This window comes from Paracoccus sp. FO-3, from assembly GCF_006386455.1.
In the GTDB taxonomy this organism is placed as follows: domain Bacteria; phylum Pseudomonadota; class Alphaproteobacteria; order Rhodobacterales; family Rhodobacteraceae; genus Paracoccus; species Paracoccus versutus.
Map to the genome: position 1 here is coordinate 1 of NZ_VCBQ01000112.1, position 15,271 is coordinate 15,271.

Here is a 15,271-nt window from a genome sequence, read left to right on the forward strand (position 1 = left end):
ACGACACGCCACTTGGGGAATGCAGGTAGATCACGACAAAATCGTCCGTCTAACGTAATCGAGCTCGATACTCCTACCCTTAACATCGGCTCCCAACCGTGTGCCGGATGGTTGAGTTGACCAGTCGCGGCTTTCTCAAGCCACGCGACTAGCTGGTCGATGAGTTGGAGCAACCCATTTTCGTGTAGGTCGAACTGCCGGAAAAACTCATCCTGATGGCCATCAACCAGGCAGGGCTGTGGTGGGAACGATTTGCCAATGGGTTGGAGATGCGGAAGATTTCGGGGAAAATCATCGCGCAGATTAAATCTTGGGGACTTCCAAGGATAATTCTTCGGCAGTTTCGCCGTTACGGGTTCCTTGGTTTTTACACCGTTCGGACTCTGGCCCTTCGCCTTCATCGGCAAGGGCATCTCTACATTCACCAGAATCTGGATTTCAGGTTCGCCACTTGAATCAGAGACGACTCGCCCATCACAAACTTCAGGATGAATGAGCAGTATTTGAACAATCGCCTCTGCGAGTTCAGCGCTTGTTTTTCCCGGCACTGTTGACCCTACCCATGCGGCCGGGCCTGAGCGGCGGTTGCTCCAATCCCAAGGCTTTTTGTCGCGATGGCGGCCGCCTTCCCACTCCGTCTCTTCACTGTGTCGGAAATAATGAATTCGAGCGGCTGCGCGCTCTTGTCCCACTCTTCGTCGGTGCAATAGAAACGGGTTTCGGCGTCGCCAACCATAGAGATGTACTCTTCTTTCGCCCGGTGGTGTGGGGGGTTGTCAGCATCGGCTTTGATCGCCTTGGAGCTCGCCACGATGACTGATCCGTCCCGCCCCTGCGACAGTGCGGAGCGGGCGTCCTCGTCAACCTTGGCGTCGTTTCCCTTTTCTTTCCAACTGTCAAAACTCAGGCTTCGCCACGAGCAGTGGTGCGGTGTCTGAAGTATATCATACTCCAGCCAGTCCAGATGATCGTCTTTGTGCTTATTCCAGAGGCGCTTCCAGATTTCGACCTCGGCATCTCCACCAGTCAGGAGGAAACACTTTCCATGGTCATCACCGATGTGGAGCGAGAAGCGGAGTATCACCGACGAACGGTTTTTCACCAGCGTTTCACGGTCTTCATCGTCGGTCGCAGGAAGCGGTCCAAGCAATCGGGCGCTGAAGCCACCACCACCGCCGACGCGGTTTGACTGCGAAATCTCGGTATCGATCTTGGCGACAATACCGGGGATGTCGTCGGTTTTCCCATCGCGATCTTCACCCAGAATCATAATGCGCTCACCGTCCATAACTGTGAATCCTACTTCGCGATAGCGCTGTACCCGCCGTTTTGCTTCCTTGTTCCAGGCCTTCGCATCGTCGCACAGCGTGTTGGCGCGGCTGGCACGCCGGAACACCGTTGGCGAAGACCACATTTCGCGAATGATAATTTTATCGTCGTCCTCGGACCAATTATCGAGCGGCCCCAAATGAAAATGGTTTTGCAGGCCCGTAACATGGTCTTGATCAGGATGGGTCAAACAGAAGGTATCGACATAAAGACGCCCCTGTTCATCGCGCCCGCGATTTTCCAAGCGCTTTCTTAGCTGTGATCCGACATCGGGTTTGTCATCGTCCTCATCATCCGCAGCACCTCGGATGTTGATGTCGATGAGAATGCATTGGTCGTTGTCCAGCTCGATGAGACTCATGTCACCATTGGAAACGGGAAAGAAAATTACGTTCGCTGACATGGCTGACTCAATTCGCTACTGGGAATAGTTGCCAACCTTTGCAGGATAACAACATCGGGGTGTGTGGTAGGAGATGTGTACTATATCTGGATGTTCAAGTATTTGTGAAGATTCTTCCGCGATCCGGAACGATTGCTTAACACGCACAGGAACAAAGTGCGAACAATTTTCGAAACCCCCTTCCCAAATCCGCTGGGGCAAATTATGACATGTTGTCAATAACCGACACAGAAACAGGGGCAGACGCATGAACGCGCATCCACGGACAGAATTTGCAGAATTGATAGAGCGGGCCGGTCTCGACATCGACACGGCGGCAGAGCTTCTGGACGTGAGCCCCCGGACAGTCCGGCGTCATATCAACGGCGAAGGCAAGCGGATCGACCAGCTACGCCTTGAGAAGCTGCGCCAGACCGCCGACGCGCGTTGCACAGGCGTACGGCCCGAAGGTTTCAGGTTCATTGACCTCTTTGCCGGAATCGGGGGGCTGCGCCTTCCATTCGAGGCCATCGGCGGGCAGTGCGTTTTCACAGCGGAATGGGATCGGTTCAGCCGGGAGACCTACAACGCCAACTTCCCCGAGCCTGCCAACAGCGAACATGTTTTTGCAGAGGACGTGCGCCCCTACGCGGACGCGCCGGAGAAAATTCCGGCCCATGACGTGCTTCTGGCAGGTTTCCCGTGCCAGCCGTTCTCGATTGCGGGCGTGAGCAAGAAGAACGCCCTTGGTCGTCCGCATGGATTTCTGTGCGATACGCAGGGAACGCTTTTCTACGATTTGGCCAAGATCATCGCCCACCACAAGCCCCCTGCTTTCTTGCTTGAGAATGTGAAGAACCTTGAGCGTCATGACGGCGGCAAGACCTTCGCCACGATCATCCACGTGCTGGAAAAAGAGCTGGGTTATAGGGTATTCCACAACGTCATCAGCTCGACGCCGTGGGTGCCTCAGAAGCGCGAGCGCATCTTCATCGTCGGGTTCAAGGATCACAGAATCGAGTTTGACTTCGATCAGCTTGCCGTACCGGAAGGCGACGGCCCGAAGCTGGGTTCGATCCTCGATAAAACAGTTGATCCGAAATACACGCTTACCGAACACATGTGGAAATACCTTCAGGGCTACAAGGAAAAGCACCAAAAGGCCGGGAACGGGTTCGGGTTTTCGCTCTTTGGCCCCGATGACGTGGCCCGCACCCTGTCCGCCCGCTACTACAAGGACGGCTCCGAAATCCTTATTGCACAGAAGGGCGACCGACCGCGCCGCCTGACACCCCGCGAGTGCGCCCGCCTGATGGGGTTCGAGAAGCCCGGACGGACAGACTGGAAAATTCCCGTGTCGGACACGCAGGGCTATCGCCAGTTCGGAAACGCCGTTGTCGTGCCTGTCGTCAGCGCCGTTGCGCAGCTCATGCAGCCGCGCATCCTAGACGCGATGGAACTGGACGGTCGCGAAGTCCCCCGAACCGTGCAGGTTCAACTCCCCCTGCCCGCACCGGGTATCGCGGCGGAGTAATGCCTGCGGATACCGTCACGCCCGCAACACGAAGCCGGATGATGGCGGCGGTCAAGGGCAAGAACACCAAACCCGAGCTGATAGTCCGATCCGCGCTGCACAGGCGCGGATTCCGCTTTCGACTGCACCGCAAGGACCTGCCTGGCAAGCCCGATCTCGTGTTCACAGGCAGGAGCGCAGTCATCTTTGTTCACGGGTGCTTCTGGCACGGCCACGATTGCCATCTGTTCCGCTGGCCAAAGAGCCGCGAAGATTTCTGGCGCGACAAGATCGCAAAGAACATCGAGCGCGACCGGAGGCAGTATCACACGCTGGCCGAAAATGGCTGGCGCATCGGGGTAGTTTGGGAGTGCGCCCTGAAGGGCAAGACCCGCCTACCCTTCGACAGCGTTGCCGATCAATGCGCCATGTGGTTGAAATCGGATACAAAAATACTGGAGGTAAGAGGCGATGAAGCGCGGGCAACTGTCTGACTATTTTGAAGGTGTCGGGGTCAAACGCCTGTCCGCCGTCGATGCCGAGCCTAAGACGTCCAACCAGCATGAGGTCGGAACTACGAAGATGATGCGGGACGACTTTCTGGGCGAGACCCATCAGCAGAAGTTCCCTGCGATCTATATCTGGCTAGGCGGTGATCAGGAGGGCTTCACCGAGGAGAGCTGGGCCACCCACTACGACGCGCGGATCAACAAGCCCCGTGCCGCCGAATGGCGGCTCTATTACCCCTCGAACCCTGTCACGGAGGCCATGAGCGAAGGCGACACCCTGTTTCTCGCCAAGGACCAGAGCGGCGTCCTGTGGTTCATCGTGGCCCCGGAAGGGTCCACCAGCGAGCAACAACTCTTCTGGCTGTTCGGATTGCGTCCAGAGGGTAAATCGTTCGTGTCGCGGGAATTTTCCGACGCGGAGCCAGAGCTGGACTTCGCCGCGCGCTTTATCCTGGACGAGATTGGTGTCGAGTTCGAGGAGCCGGAAGCCGACAAGCTGGACAGCATCATAGAGAAGTTCGGCATGACCTTCCCCAAGACGGCCGAGTTTTCCGATCTGGCCCGCCTCACCCTGCCCGAGGTGCGCGCCGAGGACGACCCGGACGCGGCTTTGATCGCATGGCTGGACCATGAGGAGTCCCTATTCCGACGGTTGGAGCGCAAGGTAGTGTCTTCGCGGATCGAGGCCGGGTTCGTGGATGACAAAGGCACGGACGTTGACGGCTTCATCAGCTTTTCCCTGAGCGTCCAGAACCGGCGAAAATCCCGCATGGGGCATTCACTGGAGAACCATCTGGCAGCCGTTCTCAGGGCGCATGACATCCGGCATGTCCGGGGCGCGGTGACGGAACACAAGCACAAGCCGGATTTCCTGTTCCCCGATCTGGAGACCTACCAGGCAGCTCCAGTCGAGGGCGATTCCCGCCTGACGATGCTGGGGGCCAAATCCACCTGCAAGGATCGTTGGCGTCAGGTTCTGGCTGAAGCCGAGAAGATCAGCCGCAAGCACCTTCTGACACTGGAGCCGGGGATTTCAGAACCTCAGACGGACCAGATGAAAGCATCCAGCCTTCAGCTCGTGGTCCCTGCCCCTGTTCACCGCAGCTACACCGAAGCACAACGCGGCTGGCTTTGGTCTGTAGGGGATTTTATCGGCGAGGTCAGAACGCGACAGGGGTAGCCATAGCAACGCCCATAGCATTCGCGCTTCGCCCCCTGCCTGATGCTCTACTCAAATGAATTTTTGAGTAACTGAGTGTCCTGCTCATCACTCACTTCCTTGCGGATGAATACCGGGCATTAGTTCACACCAAACTTGTCGCGCCTCAAATACTCAGTTACACCTTTGAGTAAATACACAAATGAGGCAGAGCAATGAGCATAATTTCCGTCCTGAATCCAAAAGGTGGCAGCGGCAAGACCACCATCAGCACCAATCTCGCCAGATCGCTGCACGAGCTGGGATACTCGGTTCTGATGGTGGACAGCGATCCACAAGGCAGTGCGCGTGACTGGCATGCAGCGAGTGAAGATAATCCCATCGAGCTAGTCGCGCTGGACCGTCCCAACAACGTCAAGACGCTGACCAGTATGGCAGCAAACTACGACTACGTGGTAATCGACGGTGCGGCAAAACTAGAAGACATGATCGCCGCCTGCATCAAAGTCAGCGACTTCGTTCTGATCCCCGTTCAACCATCGCCATACGACATTTGGGCCGCGTCGGACTTGGTGGATTTCATCAAGGCTCGCCAAGAGGTCACGGATGGATCGCCGCGTGCCGGGTTTGTGGTCTCCCGCGTCGTGGAAGGAACCCGGCTGGGCAGTGACGTGCGAACCGCACTGGACGACTACGCCTTGCCTGTCTGTGAGACGACCATAACACAACGCCAAGTCTATCCTCAGACGGCATCGGAAGGGCTGACCGTATTCGACGCCGACAATGCGAAGGCGAGAGCGGAGACCACGGCGCTGAGCAACGAGATACTGGCAGTGCTTACTACCGCGACACGGGAGGTCGCGTGATGGCCCTTTCCGCTAAACGTCCAAGCCGTGGCGACGAGGCCCGCAAACGCATCCTGCACGAAGTCACCGAGACGACTGAGAAGAAGAAGCGCCTGAATGCCGAGATCGAAGAGGTACTTTATCGCAAAATCAAGATTAAGGCGGTCGAGGAGGGCCGGTCAATCTCCGACATCACCCGTGATCTTTGGTCTGAGTACTTGAGTAAATGAGTGTTTGAGTAATTACTCTACCAGCCGTTGCGACCGCGTTTCTTGAACCAGCTCTTGCAGAAACCGAGGAACGCGGCGTCCGGGTTCCTCGGTGGCTCTTTCTGTCTGGCGGCGTAGGTCCGCCACTCTCCGACCAGAACCTTGATGTCCCATGTCGGAGCCAGTTCCCGCGCCCGTTCCAGTGTATCAGGCGAGAGAGGCATGACATAGCCGCCGGTCAGTCTGTCCTGTTCTGGTTTGGGCGCATAGTTCTCCAGAAATTCAGGTTTGGGCGTTACCGTGAGGATGTCTGCTTCCATTCGGAAGGCATAGTCCGGCATGTGGTTATGTTCCCCGTCAGCCTTACAGATTGCTTTGACGAGCCGCCGAAATTCCTTATCGGAAGACGTGGAGCCGGTTCGGTCCTTCAGCTTGTCCAGACCGCATTTCCATTCCGGTTGCGTCCCGCATTGCTTGCGTGCCAGCTCATACAGACGGCGTTCCAGAGGCTTACGAAGCTGAAAGTAGCGACGATTGAGCGTGAGAACGTCATCCCCGGCAATGGCGTTAAAGACCCAATCGGAAAGGGTAACTTCTAGATCGAGCATCCGGCCATCGCGGGTTTCGCGAACAATGCGATAGCGGTCTATCAGGCTAAAGCCGTCAATCTGTTCAACACCGCCCGTTGTGATGTTCGTCTCGATCTGCGTCCCTTGGAGACGTTCGAGCGCGGCTTTCAGACCGCTGTAACCGGTTCCTGCAACTGGGCGGTTTGTCGCGACAAGTAGGTCGTACGCCTTGAACCGAAGGGTTCTGTGGACCTGTTTTCCGTCATTCAGAGCCGCCATTACTTGGGAAATACAGTAGATCAGCACGTCACGGTCGTGGACGGTTGCGAGGCCGATCATGTTGGGCCTGATTTCAACGTAGCTCTTTCCATCGGTAGCCACATAGCGTCGTTTTTTGGTGTCAGGCTTGGTCGAGAGGGTGAAGATTGGATGCGCCATCGACGCCATGTCGCCCTTAGGCGCTGCGTCGAAGATATCGCAAACGAAAAAATCTCCCTGTGCGTGTCGCAAAGGGAGAAGAGGCGTCCGATCCGGTTTCGTAATTTCACCCACCATGCCACTACTATTCGTAATTTCACACACCAAGGCAAGGGGTTCGTAGTATCACCCACCACGCAGACTTTCGTAAGATCACACACCACCTTTCGTAAGATCACACACTCTTTATCGTAATATCACCCACCGGAAGCTCAAAATTGACCAGATTAAAGTATATTTTTCAATAACCTAGATGGGCGCGCGATTCGCGTAACACAGACTCTAACACATATATAACACCCAGCTCGCTGAACTAAGCGCACCGCAAGCGCAGGATTTCTCGTCACCTCTGATAGAACACACACGCATCGACACCCGTGGTTGTCGTGGTCCAGGACGCCCCGAGGACAGCACATGTGGAAGCGTTGCTGGCCAAGAAGCGAGGAAGCGTCACCGTCAGCACCAGGGCTACAACCAATGCACCCAGACCAAACCAGGGCAGGCGGCTTTTGAGGCGATCCGCTTTCTGTTCCCGTTCGAACACCGCTCGATAGGCTGTGGACCTGTCATCTTCCGATTTAGCCAAGGCCCCGATGGTCTTGTCTGTCTGGACGCCAAGGCGTCTGACAATCTCGGTCATCGCGTCTGCGGTTGCGCCGAGGTGGCTATCGAGGGTCTGGCCAAGAAGATCCCCGTATTTTTTCGGGTTGGTTTGATCCCGTGCGGCGAATGCCGCGATCCGCGCTTCCGTCGCAACCTTGATCTGCTTGTCCGCCACGGCGGTCAGATCGTCGATCCTGTCGGACATGCTGGCGACAGCCGTTGCCATGAGATCGAGCGTTTCGCGCAGATCATCGTCGGAGAGGGCAGGGAGGTTGGGTTGGTCTGGCATCGGGAGACATCCTTCGGATTACTGGCCCTGCGGGACGAACAATCCCTTGAACTCGGGATCGGTGTAGTAGCGCAGCTTTTGGGCCACGGCGGTGGCTTGCCCCTGCACACGCAGGAGCTGGTTCTCCGGGCGGAGCTGCATGATTTCATCAGGGGTGAGCAGATCGCGGCCTGTGAGGTTGTTGCTGAAGCTGGGGCCGTCACCGGGCTTGAAGCTGTCGGTCTGGAACCCGGCAGTTTCCTGGCCGATCATCTGGCTCAGCCACTTGGCCGTCTCGAAGTCATTCACCCCGAAGACCTGCTGCACCCCGGCATTGGCAATGAAGGTGCCCGCGCGGTCGCCGTAGAGGTCCTTGAGCTGGCTCATATCCTGTAGGATGGGCCAGAGCTGGAGGCCATAGCCCGCCATCAGCCCCATGGCGCGCTCCACGGCCTCCAGGCGACCCAAGGCGGCAAACTCGTCCAGCAGGAACAGCGTGGGCGTCTTGAGGCGCTGTGTGCCCTTCTGAGCGTCTGAAGGGCCGCTCTGGGGCCTCACGGTCGCCTCAGCGTCCCGTGCAATGTCCTGAAGGGCCTGAGACACCAGAAGCCGCAGCCAGCGGCTGTAGGCGTCCATGCGGTTCGGTGGCAGCACCAGAAATACCGAAGCGATCCGGTGGCGCAGATCGGAGAAGTGGAAATCCGACCGCGACAGAACCCTGGCGATACGCGGGCTGTCCAGAAAGTGCGTGTGGCGCTGTGCGTTAGACAGCACCGAGGCGGCTTCGCGATCCGCCTTGCCGAGGAAGCGGTTGGCCGCGCGGGCGATCAGCCCGCCCGCCGCATCGCTGTCCTGCATCAGCTCCAGCAGCGCGCGCAGCTTTTCCGGGGGCAGGGTGAGGTATTCCCGGACGGTGGCGAGAGACCGGCGGTCGCGGTCCTCGTGGCAGACGCAGAACATGATCAGCCCGCCGAGGATGGCTTTGGCCTCCTCGTTCCAATGCGCTTCCGTGACCTGTCCCGGGGGGTCCATGACCAGCGCTTCTGTCAGAGAGGCCGCATCCTCGCCCAGGTCGAGGCTGTCCGGTGTCAGCCGGTCGAGCGGGTTGTAGGCGGCAGAGGGCATCCCCGAGACCTCAAACGGATCGAGGACATGGACCGTTCCGAACCGCCGCCGCGCTTCCCCGGCGATCCGGGCATTCTCGCCCTTGGGGTCGATGACGAGGACCGAGCGTTCCGCCGCAAGCAGGTTCGGGATCACGGTGCCGACGCCTTTACCGGCCCGTGTCGGGGCAAGCGTGATCAGATGGGCCGGGCCGTCATAGCGCAGCAGCCGCCCGGTATGTGGATTGCGCCCGATCAGAAGGCCCTCTTCGCCCTGGAGTTTCTTCAGCTCCTTGCGGTTGGCGAAGCGGGCGGAGCCGTGGCTGTCGCCGGTCAACCCGAAGAAGGCGTCCGCGCCAGAGGCCATGCGCCAGTATTGGAACCCGAAGACGCTACCGACAAAAATGAACGGCCCGAAGACCAGCCATTGCCATGCACTCTCGCCGGGAGGCTGGTCAAAGAAGGCGAAGACGAACGGCGTGGCGACAAGAGCCCCGATCACCGCGCCGAATAGGACAGCGCCGATCATCCAGCCCAACAGGATGGGCGTGAATATCAGCCGACCGAAGAACCGGAACAGCCCCCCGAAGACGTGCATCACGCTCCGCATCAGGACGGTGTTTCCGGATCAGAGCTGGATGGGAGAGGGGAGGGCGACCCGGTAGGAGCCACCCAGTCCGCGAAAGCCTTGCGATCCTGTTCACGGGGCAGGTTGCGGATCAGCCGATCGAGCATGGCAGCAGCCCCGGAATCTCGTTCCGCCAGGTCCATGAGCGCCCCGCCGAGGATTACCTTGCGCCGGGTATCCAACTTGCGCTGTCTGGTGGCTTCCCGGTTCTTCAAAGCCTGAAGCCGAGCCTTGGCTTGGGCATATCGTTTCTCGGCGCGCTCAAGTTCTGTTTCTGCCAAATCTCTACCCTCGCCACCAAATATTCTTGTGGTTGAAGTTGTTCTTGCCAGATCAACCGATAGTGCTTACCCGTAGGCCTGTAAAGGACAAGGGCGCACTTATGCAAACTCTTCACCTGTGGTTCCGAGCTTTGCGTGCGATCTCTCTGGGGCAAAGCCCCGGCCGATGGCCATCCCCTTCGCTGCGTGCCGCCGCGACATGGAAGGGCGCGCCGCCCCTTCCAAACCATCCCAGACCAACCTTGGCGGTTGGATCGCGTCCCGTAAGGTCGCGCCAGGGTCTCGCCCGATGCCCCACAGTGGGGGCCGGTCTGCCGCTGGCGTCTCCCTTGCGGGGGGCGTGGATCGTCGGACCTTGCGGTGCCTATCCACGCCGGGTCTGCCCCCGGCAAACCGCCAGTGATCTGTCCCCATATCCCGCCCCCCATGAGGCTGGGGATATGGGGGCAAATCACTGGCAAGCCCGCGCGTCGGAGAGCCGTTGGCTCGCCTCAAGCGGGCTGTCTTTTCCCCTCGGACCGCGCCGGGACGGGGCGCAGTACATCGGGGAAAAGACGGCTGACCCAGTGGTCCATGTTCGGGCATGGGCCGGGGTCAGCCGCGGCGCTCGGGCGTGTCCGCATCACGGGCGAGGGGAGGGCACATGGCCAGCTACCACCTCTCCGTGAAGACGATCAAACGCAGCGCCGGGCGCTCTGCCACGGCAGCCGCCGCCTACCGTGTCGGGGAGCGCATCGAGTGCCAGCGCGAAGGCCGTGTCCACGATTACACCCGCAAGCAGGGCATCGAGGAGACCTTCATCCTGACCCCGAAGGATGCCCCGGATTGGGCGCAGGACCGGTCCCGCCTCTGGAACGAGGTCGAGGCCAGCGAGACCCGTCGCAACTCCGTCACCGCCCGCGAATGGGAGCTGGCGCTGCCGTCCGAGATCAGCGCCGAGGACCGCTCGCAGATCACCCGCGACTTCGCCCAGGAGCTGGTCAGCCGCTATGGCGTGGCCGTCGAGGTTGCGATCCATGCGCCGCACCGCGAGGGCGATCAGCGCAACCACCATGCCCACGTCCTGACCTCCACCCGCAAGCTGGAAGCCGGGGGCTTCACCACCAAAACGCGTGTGCTCGATTCCGCGAAGACCGGCGGCGTCGAGATCGAGCAGATGCGTGGCCTCTGGGCCGAGTTGCAGAACCGCGCGCTGGAGCGTGTCGGGGAAGTCGAGCGCGTCGATCACCGGTCGCTTGAGAAGCAGCGCGAGACGGCGCTGGATCGTGGCGACAAGCTGTCCGCCGAGGAGCTGGACCGCGACCCCGAGCTGAAGCTGGGGCCAGCGGCCAATTCCATGGAGCGGCGCGCGAAAGCTGTGGCCGAGCGTCAGGGCCGGGAATACGTCCCCGTCACTGAGCGCGGGGCCGTGGTCCATGCTGCCCGCCAGGCGCGCGCCGCTTTCCGCGAAATGCGTGAGCGGCTGGATATCGCGCGGGAGACTTACGGGACCGAGCGTGACGCCGGGCAGGGGCGCATCTCTGCCGGTCTGGCCGCACTCAGGGCCGCGACCTCGAAAGAACGCGACGGGCGTACGTCAGACGATATCCGCGAGCGGTTGTCGCGCGTCGTGGGCCGGTCACGGGACCAAGACGATACGCCCATGCCGGAAGGTCGCAATTATGCGCGGGAGCGGCTGAAAGAGATCATGGAGAAGGACGCCGGGCGGGATGGCCAAGCGGCGGTTCACAAGCTGGACGGGTTCAGCGAAAATGACCTTGGCGAGGATGCTGTAAGACCGTCGCGGACCCCGGCCCAGCGTCAAAGGCAGGACCGTTCCGAGGACATCGCGCGCGAGGATCGCAAGCCGTCTGTCAACGAGCGGTTGAAGGACGTGCTGAATAAGCCGCGCAAAAAGCGGGAAATTGAGGAAGAGCGCGATCAGGAGAAGGAAGTCGAGAAGGATCGGGACATCGATCGCGATCCGGGCCTCAGTCACTGACGAGGCGATGAGACGTTGTTTCCCCGTTCTTCATGGGAATGCTCGCCTGTGAGAACCCAATACCGACAAGGAATGATATAACTCCAGTTGCAGTCTTGAACTCACGCACCCTGATCGCATTTGCCCCATGACGCGGCCTGATACTGGAAATCCTCGTAGAAACGCTTCATCTTGCTCTTTGAGGGGCGCCCCGCGGGCCGCGTCAGCCGGTGCGCGATCTTCGCCCGCAGGACGTTGTTGGCAGGCAGCCGGATGGCGTAGAAATAGCCCGCCTCTTCCAGCCGAGCGTAGATTGCGGGGTTCGCATAGGCGGCGTCGGCGCGGAAGAAGCGGCCTCCGAGATTGCGGTCAGCGTAGCGGGCGATGACAGGGTCGAGGACGTCCCACCAGCCGTCAGCGCTGTGGACGTGGCCAGGCCGCAGAGCGCAGCGTTCCAGCATGCCGAACTGGTTGAACAAAAAGTTCGGGTGATAGCAGGTGCAATCGAAATGGCCGTTCCAGGCGGTGCCTTCCTGATCGCCATGGGTGGGGCTGACCGAGCTGTCCATGTCCAGCACGATGTACTTCAGCCCGTTGCGGTCGTGAAACCGGTCGATCCATTGGCCGTTCAGGTCGGCCAGCGCCTCCCTATTCTCAATCATGGCCAGCATCCCGGTTTCAAATCGCCCCATCTGCGTGGCAGAGGCTGCCTGCGCATCGACAGCACGCCCGCCCACAACCTGGCGCATGACGGGATCGCGTGCCAGTCGGTCGGCATCGTTGACATCTTGATACCCCGCCAACCGTCCATAAACTGATTGCCGGAACAGCCCGTCAAGCCGATGGACGGTGTTCTTGCCCCGGCGGCTGTCGAGCAAGACACCGGAAGCGAGGTCTGACAACCCGAGCGCGTCATCAAGCTCACGCATCACCAGAAGACCGCCGTCCGAACTGAGCTGTGTGCCGTGAAATTCCAACCGCACGCGAGGGTCGAAAACCACCCGATCTGCCCGCTGCAAGTACGCACCCTCTGGGTGATCCATGAAACACGCCCCTCGAAGACACCAACGCCATGATTTGTATAAGAAATATCACTTTCGGGACAGCGAAATCAGCGGATTACCTGGGAAAGCGGGTTCAGTCGTCAGCAGTCGGTCGCGGTTCTTCGTGAACACAGTCGGGACCCAGACAGCGTCGTCCATGCCAAGCCCGACGAACCACCGGAACAGCAGATTGTAGTCCATCTGCTCCATCAGTTGCCGCTCGGATCGGATCGAGAACAGAATTTGCAGCAGGCCAGCGCGGATCAGGCGCTCTGGTGCAATGGAGGGGCGGCCAAAATCGGTGTAGAGCGCATCGAACTCGGCATCGAGGCTTGCCAGCGCGTCGTTGACGATCCGACGGATCAAACGCAGCGGGTGCCGGAATAATTGCCTGTTTCTCACGCAAAACCAGATGCATGCGAGTTGTTCAAGACGAACTTTGTAGTCTGACAGCTCATCCTGCGCCTATTAAATGAAAAAGAAGGGCCCGCAACTGAGCCGGCTTGATGGGTTTCAACATTAGCTCTACACGCATTTTTTTGCATTCCAAAAAAATCTCCTCAGAAGGATCCGCCGTAACAATAATGGAAGGCAGGTTTAAATTATATGTATCGCGAATAAAATTAATCAACTCTGTACCGAGTTCGTCTTGATCTAGGTGTTGGTCCGCAATGATGACGTCTGGTTGCCATGGCGAACTCGAGAGCTTCTTTACGACTTCCGTCATTGAACGCGCCTCCAATACGTCGCATTTCCAGCTATTCAGAAGTGTTGACATAGCTAATAGAACGCGCGGGTTGTTTTCTACAAGTAATATCTTTCCACCAGAAAGTTTGCTTTGTGGGACCGAAAATCGGGTCGAAGCGACGACGCGCTTGGAGCTGCAACAATTAACTACCGGCCCAGTTAAAACCCTAAAAGTACTTCCCTTTCCCAGTTTCGATTTAATAGATATATTATAATGCATTGTGTCCGCGAGGCGTGAAACAATTGCCAACCCCAAACCCAGACCAGCCCCGTGATCTCTATTCAGGCTATCTTTTTGTTCTCCTCGATTGAATTCCTCAAAAATTTTTTCAAACTGACACTCCGCAATTCCAACGCCGGTGTCGCTAACCTCTATCATCGCACGTCCCGATCTAACCCTAACTCCAACTATAGCACCACCATTCTCGGTATAACGGATTGCGTTTGAAACCAAATTACGGAGAATGCCTCGCAACATTGCCTGATCCGTATTGATGGTGATATCTGGAGATTTGGTTTTAATAATCAGATTGCACCGCCTTGCAATTGGTATAAACTCTTCAACTGTATTGCAAATAAACTCACGTAAATTTAATGGTTCCATAATTGGTTTTATGGCTCCGGCGTCCAGCTGAGAAATGTCCAGCAACGTACGCAAAACCTCCTGCATCGAGTCCAAAGCGCGTTCGGTTTGCTCCAATAGATTCTTGGCGCGAACGTCGGATTGCATCTCTCCCAGCGCTGAAAGCAATAGCTTCGATGCGTGCAGAGGCTGCAACACATCATGGCTAGCTGCAGCTAAAAACCGCGTTTTAGAAAGGTTGGCCCTCTCAGATATCTCCTTTTGCCGTACGAGCTCCTCATTTGCCCTTTCGAGATGGCTAAGCGCATTTGTTAGTTGTTCTGTTCGGCGCCTAATTTGACCTTCCAGCCCAACCGCAGTTTGAAACAGCGAAAATGAATTATGGTGTTGACCCATCGTCTGCTCCACTCGGTGAATGAGTGCCGCATTGATGCGACGTAGCTGCTCAATGTTGTCAATGTCAGATAAAGCCATTTCGCTCGCTCTCGTCTCCGCCCACGATACCAAAGGCAATACCCGTTAATGTTTGGTTCAGATGCATTGATTGGAATTGCTCCCCAAATGTATTGAATCCAATAACTTTATTTTCTCGATATATATTGGATATTACATGTTTGACTTGACGATTTTCAGCTTCCACTCTTCGCAGAGCGCAATCAAAGCCGAGAACGACGTCAATCTCTCCGATCTCACTTCGAATATCATCGAATGTCTTTTCGGTTGAGCTTACCATTCCGACGGGTTGAGCAACAGTTAGCACGACCCCATCGTCGATGGCACAGAAGAACGACAGAGAGTTATCAGAGTTAACTTTTTGTATTGATCGACAATAGTGCTCCCCTCCTACAAGTATCACTAAAGGGTGGGCCGCAAACGATAGTGGCGATAATGAATGCGGCTCAATTCCAACAATTTTCGAAAACTCCGTCACCGCTGGGACGGCATTGAGCTCATACACAATGCGGCGATCCGGATCTGACTTTGTAACAACTAGTTTGTGCTCAGTGGGGGCGAAACTATCCGACTTGAAAACTGAAAACCCACATTCTCCAAGTAAGTCGCT

The 15,271-nt window shown here is 57.8% G+C and carries 13 protein-coding genes and 3 pseudogenes; 6 read left to right on the plus strand and 10 right to left on the minus strand.

The genetic code is table 11. The annotated features are described in order from the left end of the window. Window positions 1–548 (minus strand): annotated as a pseudogene (locus tag FE811_RS22080) (hypothetical protein); the annotation flags it as partial. 8 nt (window positions 549–556) lie between these two features. Continuing rightward, the gene (locus FE811_RS22085) at window positions 557–1,732 is read right to left on the minus strand and encodes a hypothetical protein (protein WP_181180928.1); all 1,176 of its coding nucleotides are present in this window, start codon (window positions 1,730–1,732) and stop codon (window positions 557–559) included. Window positions 1,733–1,979: 247 nt separating this feature from the next. Here FE811_RS22085 and dcm point away from each other — a divergent pair, with 247 nt between their 5' ends. From dcm to FE811_RS22110, 5 genes are all read left to right on the plus strand, one after another. Further along, entirely contained in the window at window positions 1,980–3,245 is a 1,266-nt protein-coding gene (gene dcm, locus FE811_RS22090; RefSeq protein WP_140848820.1) for a DNA (cytosine-5-)-methyltransferase, read from the plus strand. Between the two features lie 38 nt (window positions 3,246–3,283). Continuing rightward, on the plus strand, window positions 3,284–3,718 hold the full coding sequence (locus tag FE811_RS22095) for a very short patch repair endonuclease (RefSeq protein WP_370362692.1): 435 nt from the start codon (window positions 3,284–3,286) through the stop codon (window positions 3,716–3,718). Then, entirely contained in the window at window positions 3,696–4,913 is a 1,218-nt protein-coding gene (locus FE811_RS22100; protein ID WP_140848824.1) for a type II restriction endonuclease, read from the plus strand. The genes FE811_RS22095 and FE811_RS22100 overlap by 23 nt, the downstream gene beginning before the upstream one ends. 194 nt (window positions 4,914–5,107) lie before the next feature. Continuing rightward, window positions 5,108–5,758, plus strand: coding sequence for a ParA family partition ATPase (gene parA / locus FE811_RS22105; protein ID WP_067291623.1), 651 nt, complete (start codon window positions 5,108–5,110; stop codon window positions 5,756–5,758). Continuing rightward, the gene (locus FE811_RS22110) at window positions 5,755–5,967 is read left to right on the plus strand and encodes a plasmid partition protein ParG (protein WP_140848826.1); all 213 of its coding nucleotides are present in this window, start codon (window positions 5,755–5,757) and stop codon (window positions 5,965–5,967) included. Before parA ends, FE811_RS22110 begins: the two co-directional genes overlap by 4 nt. Window positions 5,968–5,984: 17 nt before the next feature. On the opposite strand, the gene FE811_RS22115 is transcribed toward FE811_RS22110, so the two are convergent. The 4 genes from FE811_RS22115 to FE811_RS22130 all read right to left on the minus strand — a co-directional run bounded on the left by FE811_RS22115 (window position 5,985) and on the right by FE811_RS22130 (window position 9,875). After that, window positions 5,985–7,070 carry a replication initiator protein A gene (locus FE811_RS22115; RefSeq protein ID WP_067291618.1) on the minus strand — a complete coding sequence of 362 codons (1,086 nt, stop codon included), beginning with the start codon at window positions 7,068–7,070 and terminating at the stop codon, window positions 5,985–5,987. A 265-nt stretch (window positions 7,071–7,335) separates the two neighbouring features. Next, the gene (locus FE811_RS22120) at window positions 7,336–7,884 is read right to left on the minus strand and encodes a hypothetical protein (RefSeq protein WP_140848828.1); all 549 of its coding nucleotides are present in this window, start codon (window positions 7,882–7,884) and stop codon (window positions 7,336–7,338) included. Window positions 7,885–7,902: 18 nt separating this feature from the next. After that, complete coding sequence (locus FE811_RS22125) at window positions 7,903–9,564, minus strand: type IV secretory system conjugative DNA transfer family protein (RefSeq protein ID WP_255469815.1); 1,662 nt, start codon at window positions 9,562–9,564, stop codon at window positions 7,903–7,905. A gap of 11 nt (window positions 9,565–9,575) precedes the next feature. Beyond that, on the minus strand, window positions 9,576–9,875 hold the full coding sequence (locus FE811_RS22130; protein ID WP_140848832.1) for a mobilization protein: 300 nt from the start codon (window positions 9,873–9,875) through the stop codon (window positions 9,576–9,578). Window positions 9,876–10,518: 643 nt separating this feature from the next. Here FE811_RS22130 and mobQ point away from each other — a divergent pair. Further along, window positions 10,519–11,856, plus strand: coding sequence for a MobQ family relaxase (gene mobQ / locus FE811_RS22140; protein WP_140848834.1), 1,338 nt, complete (start codon window positions 10,519–10,521; stop codon window positions 11,854–11,856). 119 nt (window positions 11,857–11,975) lie between these two features. Here mobQ and FE811_RS22145 read toward each other — a convergent pair. From FE811_RS22145 to FE811_RS22160, 4 genes and pseudogenes are all read right to left on the minus strand, one after another. Next, a pseudogene (locus tag FE811_RS22145) lies at window positions 11,976–12,878 on the minus strand (IS1380 family transposase); the annotation flags it as partial. A gap of 93 nt (window positions 12,879–12,971) precedes the next feature. After that, a pseudogene (locus FE811_RS22150) lies at window positions 12,972–13,259 on the minus strand (transposase); the annotation flags it as partial. Window positions 13,260–13,332: 73 nt separating this feature from the next. Next, window positions 13,333–14,682, minus strand: coding sequence for a hybrid sensor histidine kinase/response regulator (locus FE811_RS22155; RefSeq protein WP_140848836.1), 1,350 nt, complete (start codon window positions 14,680–14,682; stop codon window positions 13,333–13,335). Continuing rightward, the coding region (locus FE811_RS22160) for an FIST C-terminal domain-containing protein (RefSeq protein ID WP_181180929.1) at window positions 14,669–15,271 on the minus strand (603 nt) is incomplete at its 5' end. The genes FE811_RS22155 and FE811_RS22160, both read right to left, overlap by 14 nt.